This is a genomic window from Pseudomonas sp. NPDC089743, assembly GCF_044748785.1.
Lineage (GTDB): Bacteria > Pseudomonadota > Gammaproteobacteria > Pseudomonadales > Pseudomonadaceae > Aquipseudomonas > Aquipseudomonas putida_X.
This window is the reverse complement of record NZ_JBIVGS010000019.1, coordinates 18,265-34,047: the sequence shown is the minus strand read 5'-3', so window position 1 is coordinate 34,047 and position 15,783 is coordinate 18,265. Positions and strand designations below refer to the sequence as shown.

The 15,783-nt window shown below is 64.4% G+C and carries 12 protein-coding genes and 1 pseudogene; 3 read left to right on the top strand and 10 right to left on the bottom strand.

Translation table 11 applies throughout. From position 1 onward, the window contains the following. The first annotated feature begins 31 nt into the window (after positions 1-31). The gene (locus ACIPZC_RS23415; RefSeq protein WP_400629820.1) at positions 32-4,933 is read left to right on the top strand and encodes an alpha-2-macroglobulin family protein; all 4,902 of its coding nucleotides are present in this window, start codon (positions 32-34) and stop codon (positions 4,931-4,933) included. Positions 4,934-5,083: 150 nt separating this feature from the next. Here ACIPZC_RS23415 and ACIPZC_RS23410 read toward each other — a convergent pair whose 3' ends face one another. Continuing rightward, positions 5,084-5,377 (bottom strand): hypothetical protein, encoded by a 294-nt coding sequence (locus tag ACIPZC_RS23410; protein WP_241806171.1) that lies wholly within the window; start codon positions 5,375-5,377, stop codon positions 5,084-5,086. A 77-nt stretch (positions 5,378-5,454) separates the two neighbouring features. Between ACIPZC_RS23410 and pbpC the strand changes: the two genes are divergently transcribed. Both pbpC and ACIPZC_RS23400 read left to right on the top strand, forming a co-directional pair. Beyond that, the gene (gene pbpC / locus ACIPZC_RS23405; protein WP_400629818.1) at positions 5,455-7,809 is read left to right on the top strand and encodes a peptidoglycan glycosyltransferase PbpC; all 2,355 of its coding nucleotides are present in this window, start codon (positions 5,455-5,457) and stop codon (positions 7,807-7,809) included. Positions 7,810-7,901: 92 nt separating this feature from the next. Then, a complete protein-coding gene (locus tag ACIPZC_RS23400) occupies positions 7,902-9,560 on the top strand; it encodes a ShlB/FhaC/HecB family hemolysin secretion/activation protein (RefSeq protein WP_400629816.1) in 1,659 nt (552 codons plus the stop codon). 62 nt (positions 9,561-9,622) lie between these two features. On the opposite strand, the gene ACIPZC_RS23395 is transcribed toward ACIPZC_RS23400, so the two are convergent. The 9 genes and pseudogenes from ACIPZC_RS23395 to ACIPZC_RS23355 all read right to left on the bottom strand — a co-directional run bounded on the left by ACIPZC_RS23395 (position 9,623) and on the right by ACIPZC_RS23355 (position 15,671). Next, positions 9,623-10,405: a response regulator gene (locus ACIPZC_RS23395; RefSeq protein WP_400629814.1), complete on the bottom strand. Its 783-nt coding sequence runs from the start codon at positions 10,403-10,405 to the stop codon at positions 9,623-9,625. A gap of 113 nt (positions 10,406-10,518) precedes the next feature. After that, positions 10,519-10,989: an A24 family peptidase gene (locus ACIPZC_RS23390; protein WP_241806167.1), complete on the bottom strand. Its 471-nt coding sequence runs from the start codon at positions 10,987-10,989 to the stop codon at positions 10,519-10,521. Positions 10,990-11,083: 94 nt separating this feature from the next. Further along, positions 11,084-11,653, bottom strand: coding sequence for a DUF4136 domain-containing protein (locus ACIPZC_RS23385; RefSeq protein ID WP_400629812.1), 570 nt, complete (start codon positions 11,651-11,653; stop codon positions 11,084-11,086). 19 nt (positions 11,654-11,672) lie between these two features. Beyond that, a complete protein-coding gene (locus tag ACIPZC_RS23380; RefSeq protein ID WP_400629810.1) occupies positions 11,673-12,308 on the bottom strand; it encodes a DUF4136 domain-containing protein in 636 nt (211 codons plus the stop codon). Positions 12,309-12,329: 21 nt separating this feature from the next. Beyond that, entirely contained in the window at positions 12,330-12,995 is a 666-nt protein-coding gene (locus tag ACIPZC_RS23375) for a methyltransferase (RefSeq protein WP_400629808.1), read from the bottom strand. After that, positions 12,947-13,060: pseudogene (locus ACIPZC_RS23370) on the bottom strand (hypothetical protein); the annotation flags it as partial. The pseudogene ACIPZC_RS23370 and the gene ACIPZC_RS23375, both read right to left, overlap by 49 nt. Positions 13,061-13,075: 15 nt before the next feature. Then, positions 13,076-13,381 (bottom strand): MazG-like family protein, encoded by a 306-nt coding sequence (locus ACIPZC_RS23365; RefSeq protein WP_241806163.1) that lies wholly within the window; start codon positions 13,379-13,381, stop codon positions 13,076-13,078. 83 nt (positions 13,382-13,464) lie between these two features. Beyond that, the gene (locus ACIPZC_RS23360) at positions 13,465-14,316 is read right to left on the bottom strand and encodes a MaoC family dehydratase (protein ID WP_400629806.1); all 852 of its coding nucleotides are present in this window, start codon (positions 14,314-14,316) and stop codon (positions 13,465-13,467) included. A 2-nt stretch (positions 14,317-14,318) separates the two neighbouring features. Further along, positions 14,319-15,671: a 3-oxoacyl-ACP reductase gene (locus ACIPZC_RS23355; RefSeq protein ID WP_400629804.1), complete on the bottom strand. Its 1,353-nt coding sequence runs from the start codon at positions 15,669-15,671 to the stop codon at positions 14,319-14,321. Between the last annotated feature and the right edge of the window lie 112 nt (positions 15,672-15,783).

Below are 15,783 nucleotides of genomic sequence, written 5' to 3'. Positions count from 1 at the left end.
GCCTACGCTGCCTATTTAGAGTCCCCACTCCATGTTCAACAAAGGATTGTTGCTGGCCTGCGCGCTGGCCCTGCTCAGTGCCTGTGATTCCACCACGCCAGACGAACCTGCCGCTACCGAAAAACCGGCGGCAAGCACCCCGGCCGAATCTGCGGCGCCCAGGCGTGAGGACACTGCCGAACTGGCCAAACGCTACGAGGGCCGTGAGCTCAGCGTGCTGGATGTCTCGGAAGTGCAGCTCGACGGCGCCAGTGCCCTCTCGGTCAGTTTTTCCGCGCCGCTGGACGCCAAGCAGGACTTCGCTGCCAAGCTGCATCTGGTCGATACCGTCAAAGGCAAGGTCGACGGTGCCTGGGAGCTTGCCGACAACCACATGGAGCTGCGCCTGCGGCACCTCGAGCCGCAGCGCAAACTGGTGCTGACCGTCGACAAGGGCCTGCTGGCCATCAACGGCAAGCAGCTTGAAGGCGAGTCGGTGACCCGTCTGGAAACCCGCGACATGCAGCCGACCATCGGCTTCGCCAGCCGTGGTTCGCTGCTGCCGACGCGGCTGGCCGAGGGCCTGCCGGTGATTGCCCTGAACGTCGACAAGGTCGATGTCGAGTTTTTCCGGGTCAAGCCGGACATGCTCTCGACCTTCCTGGTCAACTGGGGCCGCAACAGCAGCCTCTACGACTACCAGTCCAAGGAAACCCTGGCCCTGGCCGACCTGGTCTACAGCGGCCGGTTCGACCTCAACCCGGCGCGCAATACCCGCGAGACCGTGTTGCTGCCGATCGCCGGGATCAAGCCGCTGCAGGAGCCGGGCGTGTACCTGGCAGTGATGCGCGCGTCAGGGACCTACGATTATTCGCAGCCGGCGACGTTGTTCACCCTCAGCGACATCGGCGTATCGGCCCACCGCTATCGCGACCGTCTTGACGTGTTTGCCCAAGCCCTGGAGGGTGGCAAGGCGCTCAAGGAGGTAAACCTCGAGCTGCGTGACGACAAGGGCAAGCTGCTGGCCCAGGCCAAGACCGATGGCCAAGGCCATGCCCAACTGCCGCTCACGGCCAAGGCCGATACCCTGATCGCGACCCAGGGTGTGCATACCACACTGCTACGCCTGAACACTGCAGCGCTGGACCTGGCCGAATTCGACATCACCGGCCCGCAGGCAAACCCTCTGCAGTTCTTCATCTTTGGCCCGCGCGACCTGTATCGCCCGGGTGAGACGGTGCTGCTCAACGGCCTCTTGCGCGACCAGGATGGCAAGCCGGTGAAGGCCCAGCCGGTCAGCGTCGAGGTGCGCCGCCCGGATGAGCAGGTCAGCCGCAAGTTTGTCTGGGAGGCCGATGCCAGTGGCCTCTATCAATACCCGTTGCAACTGGCCACAGAAGCGCCGACCGGTCGTTGGCAACTGTTGCTCGACTTGGGAGGGGGGCGCAAGCAGGTCTATGAATTCCTCGTCGAAGACTTCCTTCCTGAACGCCTGGCGCTTGAACTGAAGGGCAGCGGCACACCGCTCTCGCCCGAGCAAACGGCGCAGGTCCAGGTCAATGGCCGTTACCTCTACGGTGCGCCGGCGGCGGGCAATCGGCTGAGCGGGCAGGCGTACGTGCGCCCCCTGCGCGAAGCGGTGCCTGCTTTGCCGGGGTACCAGTTCGGTTCGGTTACCGAAACCGAACTGAACCAGGATCTGGAGCTGGATGAAGTGACCCTCGATCAGGCCGGCAAGGCCGTGATCGCTATCGAAAGCCGCTGGGCCGAAGCGCGCTCGCCGTTGCAGTTGACCGTCCAGGCCAGCTTGCAGGAGTCCGGTGGCCGCCCGATCACCCGTCGTCTCGAACAACCGATCTGGCCCGCCGACCGCCTGCCTGGCCTGCGTGGCGTGTTCGAGGGTGAAGAAACCGACAGCGACGGCCCGGTGGAATTCGAGTTCCTGGTGGCCGACCGTGACGGCAACAAGCTCGCTGCCAGCGGCCTCAAGGTACGGCTGATTCGAGAGCGCCGCGACTACTACTGGAACTACTCGCAAAGCGACGGCTGGAGCTACAACTACAACGAAAAATTCCTCACTCAGAGCGAGGAGCAGGTGAACGTGCAAGCCGGCTCTACCGCCAAGCTGACCTTTCAGGTCGAGTGGGGCCCCTACCGCGTGGAAGTGGAAGACCCGGAGACGGGCCTGGTGTCCAGCCAACGCTTCTGGGCGGGATATCGCGCCCAGGACAATGCCGAAGGCGGCGCAGTGCGCCCCGACCAGGTCAAGCTGGCGCTGGACAAGCCGGCTTACGCTGACGGCGCGACAGCGAAGGTCACGGTAACCCCGCCAGCTGCCGGCAATGGCTACCTGATGATCGAGTCCAGTGATGGTCCGCTGTGGTGGCAGGAGATCGATGTGCCCGCCGAAGGCAAGACCTTCGATGTGCAACTGGACAAACAGTGGGCTCGTCACGACCTGTACATCAGTGCCCTGGTGATCCGCCCCGGCGAGCGCAAGGCCAATGCCACGCCCAAGCGCGCCATCGGTGTGTTGCACCTGCCGCTGGGCCGCGCCGAGCGCAAACTGGCGGTCAGCCTGCAGGCAGCGGAAAAAATGCGCCCCAAGCAACCCCTGAAGGTCAGGATCAAGGCCACCAATGCCGATGGCAGTATTCCAAAACAGGCGCATGTGCTGCTGTCCGCGGTGGATGTCGGCATCCTCAACATCACCGACTTCAAAACCCCTGACCCCTACGCCAGCCTGTTCGGCCGCAAGGCCTACGGCGCTGACCAGCTGGACATCTATGGCCAACTGATCGAAGCCGGTCAGGGGCGCCTGGCCAGCCTGGCCTTCGGCGGTGACGCCGCCATGGCCAAGGGTGGCAAGCGCCCCAACACGACGGTCACCATCGTTGCCCGGCAGAGCGTGCCGGTGGCCCTGAACGAGCAGGGCGAGGGCGAGGCGAGCGTGGATATCCCCGACTTCAATGGCGAATTGCGCCTGATGGCCCAGGCGTGGACCGAGGACCACTTCGGCATGGCCGAGGGCAAGACCGTGGTGGCGGCCCCGCTGATAGCCGAACTCTCGGCGCCGCGCTTCCTCGCCGGCGGCGACCGCACCCGCCTGGCGCTGGACCTGGCCAACCTTTCCGGCCTGGCCCAGCAGCTGACTGTCGATATCAGCAGCGAAGGGCAGGTGAGCCTAACAGGGGACGCCCAGCAGCGTGTTGCCCTGGCCGAGGGCCAGCGCACCACCCTGATGATCCCGGTGCAGGCGCAGGGTGGCTTGGGCCAGGGCAAGGTGCATGTGCGGGTCAATGGCCTGCAGTTGCCGGGCGAGCCGCAAAACACCTTCGAACGTGAATGGACGCTGGGCGTACGCCCGGCGTATCCGGCCATGCTCAAGCACTACCGTGTCGCCCTCAAGGACCAGCCCTGGACGCTGCCTGAAGCCGACCTGGCAGCATTCGAACCTGCCGGGCTGGAAGCCAGCCTGGCGCTGTCGAGCCGCCCGCCACTGAACCTGGCCGAGCAGATCCGTGCCCTTGAAACCTACCCCTACGGTTGCCTGGAGCAGACCACCAGCGGCCTGTACCCTTCGCTGTACGCCGATGCGCAGAGCCTCAAGCGCCTGGGGATCAAGGGCGAGCCGGCCGAGGTGCGCAAGCGCAAGATCGAAATGGGCATCGAACACCTGCTAGGGATGCAGCGTTACAACGGCAGCTTCGGCCTGTGGAGTTCGGACGGCGAGGAGGAGTACTGGTTGAGCGCCTATGTCACCGACTTCCTGCTCAGGGCGCGTGACCAAGGCTACGGCGTGCCGGCCGAGGCGCTGAAGAAAGCCAATGAACGCCTGTTGCGCTACCTGCAGGAGCGTAACCTGATCGAGGTCGACTACAGCGAGAACGCCGAACACACCCGGTTTGCCGTACAGGCCTACGCCGCGCTGGTACTTTCGCGCAGCCAGCAGGCGCCGCTGGGTGCCTTGCGCAGCCTGTATGAACGGCGCGCCGATGCGCGCTCTGGCCTGCCGCTGGTGCAACTGGCGGTAGCGCTGGACAAGATGGGCGACAAGCCGCGTTCGCAGCAAGCACTGCAAGCGGGCCTGGGTATCAGCCGCAGCAAAGGCTGGATGGCCGATTACGGCAGCAGCCTGCGTGACCAGGCACTGATCCTGGCGTTGTTGCAGGAGAGTGGTCTGGGCAGCAACCAGGTCGATCAGCGGTTGTTCGCGCTGTCTGATGAGCTGGCAGCCAACCGTTGGCTATCGACGCAGGAGCGCAATGCGCTATACCTGGCCGGAAGTGGCTTGCTCGATAGGCCCGAGACCCCGTGGAAGGCGCGCCTGGACAGTGCCGGCGAGGTGCGGGAGTTCAGCAATGCTGACGCTGGCATGAGGCTCGAAGGCCCGCTGTTGGCCTCGCCGCTGAGTGTGCAGAACGAGGGTAGCGAAACGGTCTACCAGCAACTGACCCTCTCGGGCTATCCACGCCAGGCGCCAGCGGCGGGCGGCAACGGCATGCAGATCCGCCGTGAATACCTGGGGATGAACGGCCAGCCACTGGACCTGCACAATTTGCGCAGTGGCGACCTGGTGCTGGTGCATCTGGCGGTCAAGGCCACGGAGCGGGTTCCGGATGCACTGGTGGTCGACCTGTTGCCGGCGGGCCTTGAGCTGGAGAATCAGAATCTGGCGCAGAGCGCTGCCAGCCTGAACAATGCCAGCAGCGCAGTGAAGCAGTGGCGTGAGTCGATGCTCAATGCCGGCGTGGTGCACCAGGAGTACCGTGATGACCGGTACGTGGCAGCGCTCAAGCTTGACGGCTATGGCACCACTCACTTGTTGTACCTGGCACGAGCCGTGACCCCAGGCACCTACCGCATACCGCCCCCGCAAGTGGAGTCCATGTACCGCCCGAACCTCCAGGCGGTTGGCGACGGCCAAGGCGACCTGACGGTTGGGGGGCGCTGACGCGCAGCTACAAGCTGCAAGCTACAAGCTACAAGCTACAAGCTACAAGCTACAAGCTACAAGCTACAAGCTACAAGCTACAAGCAAAGCGGATCGGCGTCGTGCCTGCTTTTTCTTGCAGCTTGAAGCTTACAGCTTGCAGCTTCCAGCTCAGCGAATGACCCAGCTCATCACCCACAACCCGAGCACCAGCCAGATGATCCCGAGGATGATCGAGGCGCGCATGAAGGCACGGATTGCCGAGTACAGCAGCAGCAGGCCGACGATCAGGGCAAGGATGCTGATCAGTGAGGTGTCCATGCCCAGAGTGCGCGCAAGACCATCGATGAAGTTGCCCCCGGCGTTGGCCAGCAGGTTGAACAAGCCGCTCAACGCATCGACGATGAAGCGGATCAACGAACCCAGTGCCTGGCCAAGCCACTCGAAAAAACCTTCTACATGCATAGTTGCTTCCTGATGTACGAATCGGCGAGTTTGCCGTCCCCAAGCCTTTGGCCATCACCTGGCCCGGTCGGTTCCCGATGCCTAGCTTAGCGCGGCCGCGCCACCGCGCGGCAAGGATCCTGCGCGCCAGCGTGGTGGCGTTGGTGGGGCTGGTCGGCCTGTTGTGGTTGGCTGACCGCATCTGGCCATTGCCCATGCCGGCAGATGACCTGGCGCGGGTGGTGCTGGCCGAAGACGGCACGCCCTTGTGGCGCTTCGCCGATGCCCAGGGCGTGTGGCGCTACCCGGTCAGCCCGCAAGAGGTTTCGCCTTTGTACCTGCAGGCCCTGCTGACCTACGAGGACCGTTGGTTCTACTACCACCCAGGGGTCAACCCCCTGGCGCTGGTGCGCGCGGCATGGCTGAACGTGCGCGGTGGGCGTGTTGTTTCAGGTGGCAGCACGCTGTCGATGCAGGTGGCGCGCCTACTCGATCCTCACGACCGCACGCTGGCAGGCAAGCTGCGGCAACTGTGGCGTACGGCGCAGCTGGAATGGCACCTGTCCAAGCAAGACATTCTGCAGATCTACCTCAACCGGGCGCCCTTCGGCGGTACGTTGCAGGGCGTGGCGGCGGCCAGTTGGGCGTACCTCGGCAAGTCACCGATGCACCTCACACCTGCCGAAGCAGCGCTGCTGGCGGTATTGCCCCAGGCACCCAGCCGGTTGCGCCCCGACCGTCACCCCGCACGCGCCCAGCGTGCCCGGGACAAGGTGCTGCAGCGCCTGGGCGAGTATCAGGTATGGCCCGCCTGGCAGATCAAGGAAGCTGCCGAAGAAGCGTTGTTGTTGGCCCCGCGTCAGGAGCCAGCCCTGGCACCACTACTGGCGCGCCGGCTGAACACTCCCGGTAGCCCGCCGTTGATCCGCACCACGCTCGATGCCTCGTTGCAACGACGCCTGGAAGACCTGCTGCTGGGCTGGCGTGCTCGCTTGCCCGAGCGTACTTCTGCAGCCGTGCTGGTGGTGGATGCGCACAGCATGGCCGTGCGCGCCTACCTGGGCTCGATCGACCTTGCCGATGAGCGCCGTTTCGGCCACGTCGACATGGTCCACGCCTTGCGCTCACCAGGCTCGACCCTCAAGCCGTTCCTCTATGGCATGGCCCTGGACGACGGCCTGATCCATTCCGAATCGCTGCTGCAGGATGTGCCGCGCCGCTATGGTGATTACCGGCCTGGCAACTTCTCGATGGGTTTCAGCGGCCCGGTCTCGGCCAGTTCGGCGCTGGCCTTGTCGCTGAACCTGCCGGCGGTGCAGTTGCTCGAAGCGTACGGGCCCAAGCGCTTTGCCGCGCAACTGCGCATGGCCGGTATGCCGCTGGCGCTGCCGCCATTGGCCGAGCCTAACCTGTCGTTGATCCTCGGTGGCGCAGGCAGCCGCCTGGAGGAACTGGTGGGTGGTTATGCGGCATTGGCCCGCGGCGGCAACAGTGCGCGGGTGCGTTTGCAACCGCAGGACCCACTGCTGGAGCGGCGCCTGCTGTCGCCGGGGGCGGCGTGGATCATCCGGCGGATTCTCAGCGGCCAGGCGCGACCGGACCGTGATCCGCACGCGCAGTGGGTGCAGCGCCCACAGTTGGCCTGGAAAACCGGTACCAGCTATGGCTTTCGCGATGCCTGGTCGATCGGCGTGGGGGCGCGTTACCTGATTGGCGTGTGGATTGGCCGGCCCGACGGCACGCCAGTACCCGGCCAGTTCGGCCTGGCCTCGGCAGCGCCGCTGATGCTGCAGATTCACGCCCTGCTGACCAACCGCGATAGCCAGCGGGGCCTTGGCGTGCCGGTCGAGCACGTGCCTGCCAGCATTGGCGTGGCCGCGATCTGCTGGCCGCTGGGCCAGCCAATGAGCCGGCAAGACCCCAACTGCAGGCGCCAGCGCTTCGCCTGGACCCTGGACGGCACCATCCCGCCGACCCTGCAGGCAGCCGATCAACCGCTTGGGCTGGGTTTGCATGAGCAGGTCTGGGTCAACGCGCAGGGGCTGCGGGTGGATGGCACTTGCCCGGGTGCCCACGCGCGCGATATAGCCCTTTGGCCAGCCCCGCTCGAGCCTTGGCTGGCGCGGGTCGAGCGGCGTGCGGCGCGGTTGCCGGCCGTGGACCCAAGCTGCCCGCCGCAGGTGCCTGCCACAGCACCGCCCCTATCGATCGTCGGTGTACGCCCAGGCGACAACCTGCGCCGCCCGGCCACCAGTAGCGAGCCGTTGCAACTGCAGGTTTCGGCCCTGGGTGGGGGTGGGCGACGCTGGTGGTTCCTCAACGGCCAGCCCCTTGGCCAGACCGAGGGGCAGGGCAGCATGCGGGTACGCTTCGAACAGGCTGGGCAGAATGAGCTCAGCGCACTCGATGAGAGCGGTGAAACTGCGCGGGTGGCATTCCAGGTCAGCGAGTAACCGTTCGACGTTTAGCGGGGCAGCACCTACGCTTGCTGGTGATGGGTGTGGCCGGCCGACGCCCCGGCGCCCAAGGGATTGTGGAGCGTCCTATGCGTCTTGCGGTCGTGCCCCCGTTGCTGCTGACCTGGGCCAGCCTGGCCCTCGCCGAGCCGTTGCCGGCGTTTCTCGACACCCAGGAATACGAGCGCCGTCTGCCGACCGCCAACCTGCCGGTGGATACCTATCGCCCCGTGACACCGGCGCTGCAGGTCGTGTTGCCCACTGCCCCCACCCGCGTGCCGTCAGAAGCCCGGTTCGTACTGCACAAGGTGCGTTTTGAAGGCGGTACGGTTTATCCGCTGAGTGAATTGCGAGAGCACTATCAAACATTGATCGGGCACCAGATATCCGTGGGCGATCTGCAGCAATTCACTGAGCGACTGACCCAGCGTTACCAGCATGATGGCTACCCGCTGTCGTATGCCTACCTGCCACCTCAGGACTTTGCCGAGGGCCGTGTGCAGGTGGTGCTGGTGGAAGGGTACATCAAAGAATATGAGCTGCTGGGTGATATCGGCCCGTCTGCGCTCCACCTCAAGCAGATGACAGCACGCCTGCTGGCCGAGCGGCCACTGTCCCAGGAGACGCTCGAGCGCTATGTCGGCGCGGCGCAGCGGATACCGGGTATCAATGTGAAGGCGGAGGTGGTGGTAGGGCGCGCCCCTGAAGAGGCAAACCGTCTGAGGGTACGTGCATGGCACAGACCCGTTGATGCTGGCGTGACCCTGAGTGACGGCAGCCGCGGGGGGCCGCAGGCGCTGTTCAAACTCGCCAGCAATGGCCAGACGCGCTTTGCCGAGCAACTGGCTGCGAGCTTTCTGCTATCGGCCGGTGGCGACCACGTTGATTACCAGCGCCTGGATTACAGCCAGCCTCTGGACGCTCAGGGCAGCCAATTGCTGTTAGCCGTAGCGCGGTACCGCAGCGAGCCGCGTACACGCGTGCGCCTGGATCACGGTGCCGACATTGATCAGCGGCTCGAGAGTGAGCGTTATTCGGTCGGCCTCGGCCAGCCGCTGATGATTGCGCCGAACGAATGGGTGAACGTGGCCGGGCGTTTCTATTCGGTCGGGGAGCACATCGAGTATCGGTCGGGCGGCTTACCCGAGTACGACTCCTCTGTTCGCGCGCTGTCATTTGAAGGCGATTGGCGCAAGGCTGACCACCGTCGCCTGCGTATCGCCAGTGCCGGTGTCTACCAGGGGATGGACTATCTGGGGGCGCGCAGCGATGCGGACTACGACATGGACTTTCTGCGCTTTCGAATCGCTGGGCTGCAGAGCGACCAACTGTCTGACAACTGGCAGAGCGTGGTGGCGGCCGCAGTGCACTGGAGTGACGACAGGCTGCCCGAGAGTGAGCGGGCGGCGTTTGGCGGGCAGCATTTCGGCCGCGGCTACCCAAGCGACCAGGCTGCGGGTGACAAGGGCTGGGGTGTGGCTTACGAGCTCAACTACAGCATCAGGCCTGGCCGTGCCTGGTTGCAGCGGGTGCAGCCCTATGCGGTACTCGATGCAGCGCACGCCTGGTACAACGGCGGGCCTTTCGAGGATGCGCACCTCAGTTCAGTAGCGCTGGGCGTGCGCCTGGCAGGCGGGCGGTATGGCAATGTGGCGCTGGAGGTCGCCAAGCCGCTGGCGGATGTGGCACTGGACAGCCTGAACCGTGGGCCGCGGCTGATGCTGAGTGTCAGCTATCAGTTGGATTGAGCCACCGGCTTTAGGCCCTATCGACGGTTTGCCGGTGATAGGGCCTGTGAAGGCAGCTTCAATCAATGGGTGGTGAACCGCAGGTGCACCGGCGACGAACTGGGTGTCAGTGCCAGCGCCAGTTGCGTGCGGTTGTGCATATGGGTCAGCCGCAACACTTGCGACACATAAAGTTTCACGGTGTTTTCGGTAATCCCGAGTTCACAGGCAATCTGGTAGTTGGTCTTGCCTTTGCTCACCAGCCGTGCCACTTCCAGCTGGCGTGGTGAGAGCTTCTCGAACGCGGCAGGCAGGTCGCTCTCACCCTCTTCGACATCGCTGGCGCGACGGTGAACGCCCTGGCCCCGAGCTTTTTCCAGGTCCTGGTAAAGTTCATCGATGCAGCCAGCCAAGTCTTGCAAGCGTTTGTTGAGACTGCCCAAATCCTGGAAGTTGGATCTGCGCTCCAGCAAAACCTGCTCCTGGCGACGCACGCCTTCCAGCAGTTCGTCGAGGTCCACGGGTTTTTGGTAGTAATCCGTGAAGCCTTCGCGCAGCGCACGAATCACGTCCTGCTTGTCGGCGCGGCCAGTGAGCATGATCGCTTCGAACACGCGCTGGCGCCCGGCAATTTCTTTCAGCTCGCGCATCAGTTCAATGCCATCGCGCTCGGGCATGTGCAGATCGCACAGCACCAGGCCAATGGCTTCATCTGCCACATAGCGCTCGATGGCTTCGTCTGTCGAATGCGCGGCCACGCAATGATGGCCCTGACTTTCAAGATACTCACACAGCTGTTCGACGATCAGCGGCTGGTCATCAACCACCAGAACCTTCACCTCACTGAATGACTTGGTCACGATCACCTCCCTGTTCCTAAGCGGCCCTGCTCCCGGGCCAGACGCTCTGGCAGCTTAACCATAGACGCTGCTGGCGAACCTGTACAACGCATGTACAAGTATTCGGACAACGGGATTGATCATTGGATCCACACCGCGGTGAGCAGAAAGCCGGCCAGCACGTAGGGCACGAAGGCTTGTTTGTCGCCCATTTGTTCGGTGAGTGCCTGCAACCTCTTCTTCACCTTCGGATTGAACAGGGTCCACAGGCGCCGGCGAGTCAGCAGCCAGAGCAACACGCTGACGCCTGCACCGATAAAGGTCCCGAGCACATATTCATGGCTGGTCGCCAACGCCAGGGCGCCCATGAGCTTGACGTCGTCAGCGCCGAAGCGGCCGAGCATGTAGCCTGGCAAGGTCAATAGCATGACGATGGCCAAGGCCCAGCCGGCGTCGCTGGCCTCGGCGCCAATCCAGGTGTGGCCGGTGAAGAACAGCCAGACCAAGGCACCCGCTGCTACCCCCAAGGTCAGGACGTCGGCGATCTGGCGTTCGCGAATATCCTGTTCAGTGCACAAGGCAAGCCACATCAGCAGAACAATGCTTTGCATTGGCAGGTCGATCCTTATTCGTTGAACACGTCTACCCGTTCATCAAGGTTTATCAACAGGGTAGACGCGATCTGACGAACGGGCTATGCGATGCTCATTTGGCCCTGCCTGGCGGGTAGTTGCCCAGTACCTGGCTCACCGTCTTCTGGATGGCGCTGTTGCGCTCCTCAGGGCTGGGCGGGTAATTGTTCATGATCTGCTCTGCACTGCCGCGCCAGACCAGCTTGCCGTCACGGCCATCGAACATGTCGACCTGGATGGTCGCCACCTTGTAATCGACGCTACGGGTTTCGTTGTACATCGGCCCGCCCCAATAGCCCCCCCAATAGCCGCCCCAGCCACCGCCGTAGTTGGTGGTGATCTGCTGCTGGCGTTGCTCGACGATCAGATAAGCACGGACCTTGACGTCAGGCTGGGCACTGCCCTGGACCGGGCGCAGGCCGCGCTGGTCGAGCTGGTCGGCGACGGCCTGGCGGATTCGCTGTTCGGTAAGGTCGCTCTTGATCCGCGGGTCATCCGGGCGGTAGTGCAGGGCCGGCTCTTGCCATGCCCAGCTGCGGTACGCGGCAAAGTCTCGGCTGGCGTCGAAATCCTGCTGGACGTTGTTGCTCGAGCAGGCGGCAAGCAACAGTACCAATGACAGTAGAACGAAGCGACGCATCATGATGGTTCTCCGTTAGGCATTAACTGGGAGGATAGCCGCTGAGCGCCTTGTGTACCGATTCGCGCAAGGCGCTTTCGCGGTCACGTGGCGAGCTTTTGTCGCTGCCGCTTTCAGCACTCGCGCTCCACACCGGCTGGCCGTTGCGAGCGTCGAACAGGTCGATGCGCACCACCATCACCTCAACTTCGTAGGTGCGTACGATCGGCACGCTGCCATAGGCGCCATAACCGTTGCGGTAGCCGCCGAAACCGACACCGCCATAGGGGGACGGGCCGTAGTAGGGGTCGTAGTAGTCATAGTCGCGTACCTGGCGCAAACGCCGCTCCAGGCGCATGTCGGCACTGACCAGCAAGTCGCCGGTCGCGCCCCGGGCTGGGCGCAGCCCATGCTGGTCGAGGGCACCACTGACGGCATCGGCCAGTTGCCCCGGGTCGGCGTCGGCAGTGCCGCTTGGCAACTGGCCGTTGCGCCAGCTCCAGCTGCGGTAACGGCCATAGTCACGCGGTGGGGCAGGGTAGGCACTGGCGTCGAAGGTGGTGGCTGCCTGCGCGGGCGCCGGTGGCAAGGGGCGGCTGCTGGCAACGTACGGGTTGCTGCCCTGACAGGCGCTGAGGGCCAGCGGCAGCAAGGCCAGGTACAACAGGCGGTACGGCATGAGGTCCTCCCGGCGGGCAGGTCAGCGAGGGCGGCACATCCAGTGCAGGTAGCGACCAAGCCCGGCAAAGCTTGGGTGGCGGCGGTGGGCCAGTTCCATTTCCAGCAGGTCGAGCATCTGCGCCTTGGCCTGGAACTCCCTGGGCATGTAGTCGTGGAACACTCGCACGCCACTCTCGGTTTCGACCTGCCATAGAGGATCAAGTTGCACCTTGAGCTCACGCGGATCAAGCGGTTTCTGCGGGGTGAGGCTCTGTTTTTCACCTTCCAGGCGGTTACTGCGCAACTTGCGGAAATGGCCCTTGAGCAGGTTGCGATAAACCAGCGCATCCCGGTTGTAGAAGGCCAGGGACAACCACCCGCCGGGCGCCGTCAGCTGGTGCAGCACGGGAAGGATGCTCTCTGGCTCGGCCAGCCATTCGAGCACGGCGTGGCACAGCACCAGATCGTAGGGCTCGGTGAGTTGACCGAGCAGGTCCTGCCATGGCGCCTGGATGAAGGTGGCGGTCTGGCCGGCATCGGCAAAGCGCGTGCGGGCACCTTCGAGCATGGGTGCGGCCGGTTCGGCCAGGGTCACTTGGTGACCGCGCTCGGCCAGCCATAACGCCATGTGGCCGAGCCCTGCGCCGATGTCGAGCACCCGTAGCGGGCGGTCTGGGAGGGTTTCGGCCAGGTCGGCCTGCAGCACGGCCAGGCGGATAGCGCCCTTGGCGCCACCGTAGATTTTCTCGGCGAAGCGGGTGGCCAGTTCATCGAAGTGACGGTCGTTCATCGAGCGAAGCGCCTTTCGGTGTCGGCCAGCTTGGCCCGTACCACCTGCTCCATGTCCAGGCCCAGTTCGCTGCACAGCAGCAGTAGGTAGAGGACGACGTCACCTACCTCCTGGCCGGCGTGGGCGAGTTTGTCCGCAGGCAGCTGGCGCGATTCGTCCTCGCTGAGCCATTGGAAGATTTCCACCAGCTCGGCCATTTCCACACTGGCCGCCATGGCCAGGTTCTTCGGGCTGTGGAAGCCGCGCCAGTCGTTGTTGTCACGGATCTGGTGCAGGCGTTGAGTGAGTTCTTGCAGGTTCATCGCGGGTCTCCTAGTGCCGCATAGCTTCCGTGCAGCCCCAACGCAAAGCAAGAGGATTCACGGGCCACGGTAGCCTGCGGCCTTCACAGCGCCGCCCAGCGCCCGACCATATGCAGCAGCTGGCCATGCCCATCCAGGCGCAGTTCCCCGGCAGGACCGGCCGCGCTGGCGCTCAATACCACCTCCGAGGGCAACCGCACGGGTTTGCGGAAATCCACCTCAAAGGCATATCCGCTGTCTGGCAGGTGCCCGCGCAGCGCTGCCAGTGCCATGGCTTTGCTCCACATGCCATGGGCGATAGCTTTGGGGAAGCCGAACAGCCGGGCACTGGTGGCGCTCAGGTGAATCGGGTTGTAGTCGCCACAGACTTTGGCGTAGCGCCGGCCGATATCGCTGTCGGCGTACCAGCGGGTCGCTTCAGGCAATGGCTGGGGTTCGCTTTCCTCTCGCTCTTCGGGCTGCCCTTCACGTTTCAAACCGCGCACCAGCATCCGGCTGGTTTCGCGCCATATCAGGCCTAAGCCATCTTCGGCTTCGGTGATCAGGTCGAATGTGCCGCCCTTGGCATGTGGCTGCAGGTTGTCGGCATAGACCGCAAAGTGCAGCCCGTCGATGCCACCCAGGGGGCGCAGCACCTCGATGCGGTTATGCAGGTGTACCAGGCCCAGCAGCGGGAAGGGGAAGTTGTCGGCGGTCAGCAACTGCAACTGCAGGGTGAACGCCATGATGTGGGGGTAGGTGCCCGGCAAGCGGGCGTCATCGGTGAAGTGGCAAAGATGCCGGTACGCTGCGAGATTGCCGTGCTGCACGCGCATGAAGCAGCGCAGGCCATCGGCTGGCAGCGCCTGGCCGCTGATCTTGCGTTTGCTGGCAGCGCGCAGATAGAGGCTTGCGCGTGAGTCGGGGCTGTTCAGGTCATGCCAAGGGCGGTTCATGGTCACGCTCCCATCAATGCCTGGCCACAGACCCGCAGCACTTGGCCATTGACCGCGCCGGAGCCGGGCTGACTGAGCCAGGCGATGGCCTCGGCGACATCCTGAGGGCGACCGCCCTGGCCCAGCGAACTCAGGCGCCGCCCGGCTTCGCGCAGGCCCATGGGCATGGCGGCGGTCATGTGCGTCTCGATGAAACCGGGGGCCACGGCATTGATGCTGCCACCTTGCGCGCCAAGCTTCGGCGCCCAGGCCTGGGCAAAACCGATCAGCCCGGCCTTGCTTGCGGCATAGTTGGCCTGGCCGCGGTTGCCGGCGATGCCGCTGACCGAGGCCAGCAGCGTGATGCGTACGTCCGCCCCCAGCGCGCCGGCTGCATACAGTGCCTGGGTCAGTACCTGGGGTGCCTTGAGATTGACTGCCATCACCGCGTCCCAGTAGTCAGGGGTCATGTTGGCGAGGGTCTTGTCTTTGGTGATGCCGGCGTTGTGCACGACGATGTCGATGCCGCCGGGCAAAGCCTGGAGCAGCAACTCGGCGGCGTCGCTGGCGCAGATGTCCAGGCCCAGCGCCTTGCCGCCCAGGCGGGCGGCGAGGGCATCGAGGTCTTGTTGGGCCTGCGGCACGTCCACCAGCATCACCTCGGCACCATCACGCGCCAAGGTTTCGGCAATGGCTGCGCCGATCCCTCGCGCAGCACCGGTGATCAGTGCCCGGCGCCCGGCCAGCGGCCGCGTCCAGTCTTCGACCTCGCTGGCACAGGCCTGCAAGCGCAGCACCTGGCCGGAAATGAACGCACTCTTGGGTGACAGAAAGAAGCGCAAGGCGCCTTCGAGCTGGTTGTCGGCAGCTTCATCCAGGTACAACAGCTGCGCCGTGCCACCGTTGCGCAGCTCCTTGGCCAGCGAGCGGCTGAAGCCTTCCAGGGCACGCTGGGCGACGCTGGCCAGCGGGTCGTCGATGCCTTCCGGAGGGCGCCCGAGTATGACCACATGGGCGCAGGGCGCCAGGCTGCGCAGCAACGGCTGGAAGAATTCGCGCAACTGCTTCAGCTCGTCGCTGTCGGACAGATGGCTGGCATCGAATACCACCGCCTTGAGCTTGGGCCCCAGACCCGCCACCCATGCCGGCGCCTGCAGGCTTGCGCCATTGAAGCTGTAGCATTCGCTGGTCAGGCGGGGAGCGATGGCTTCGACCTGATTTGCCAAAGGCCCTCCGCCGATCACCAGCGCACCTTCCACGGGGCGTAGGCGGCCTGCCTGCCAGCGTTCCAGCGGTGCCGGGTGTGGCAGCCCGACGGCATCGATGAGGCGGCGGCCGAGGTTGGAGTTGGCAAAGTCGAGATAGCGGTCGCTCATGTGCGGGTCTCCCTGAAGGCAAGCACTGAAGTGTGGACCAACTTTGTAGGAAGGTCGTTCGAATGCGGCAAAAACACCTAGGCTGTTCGGATCGAGATGTTTCAGGAGGAAT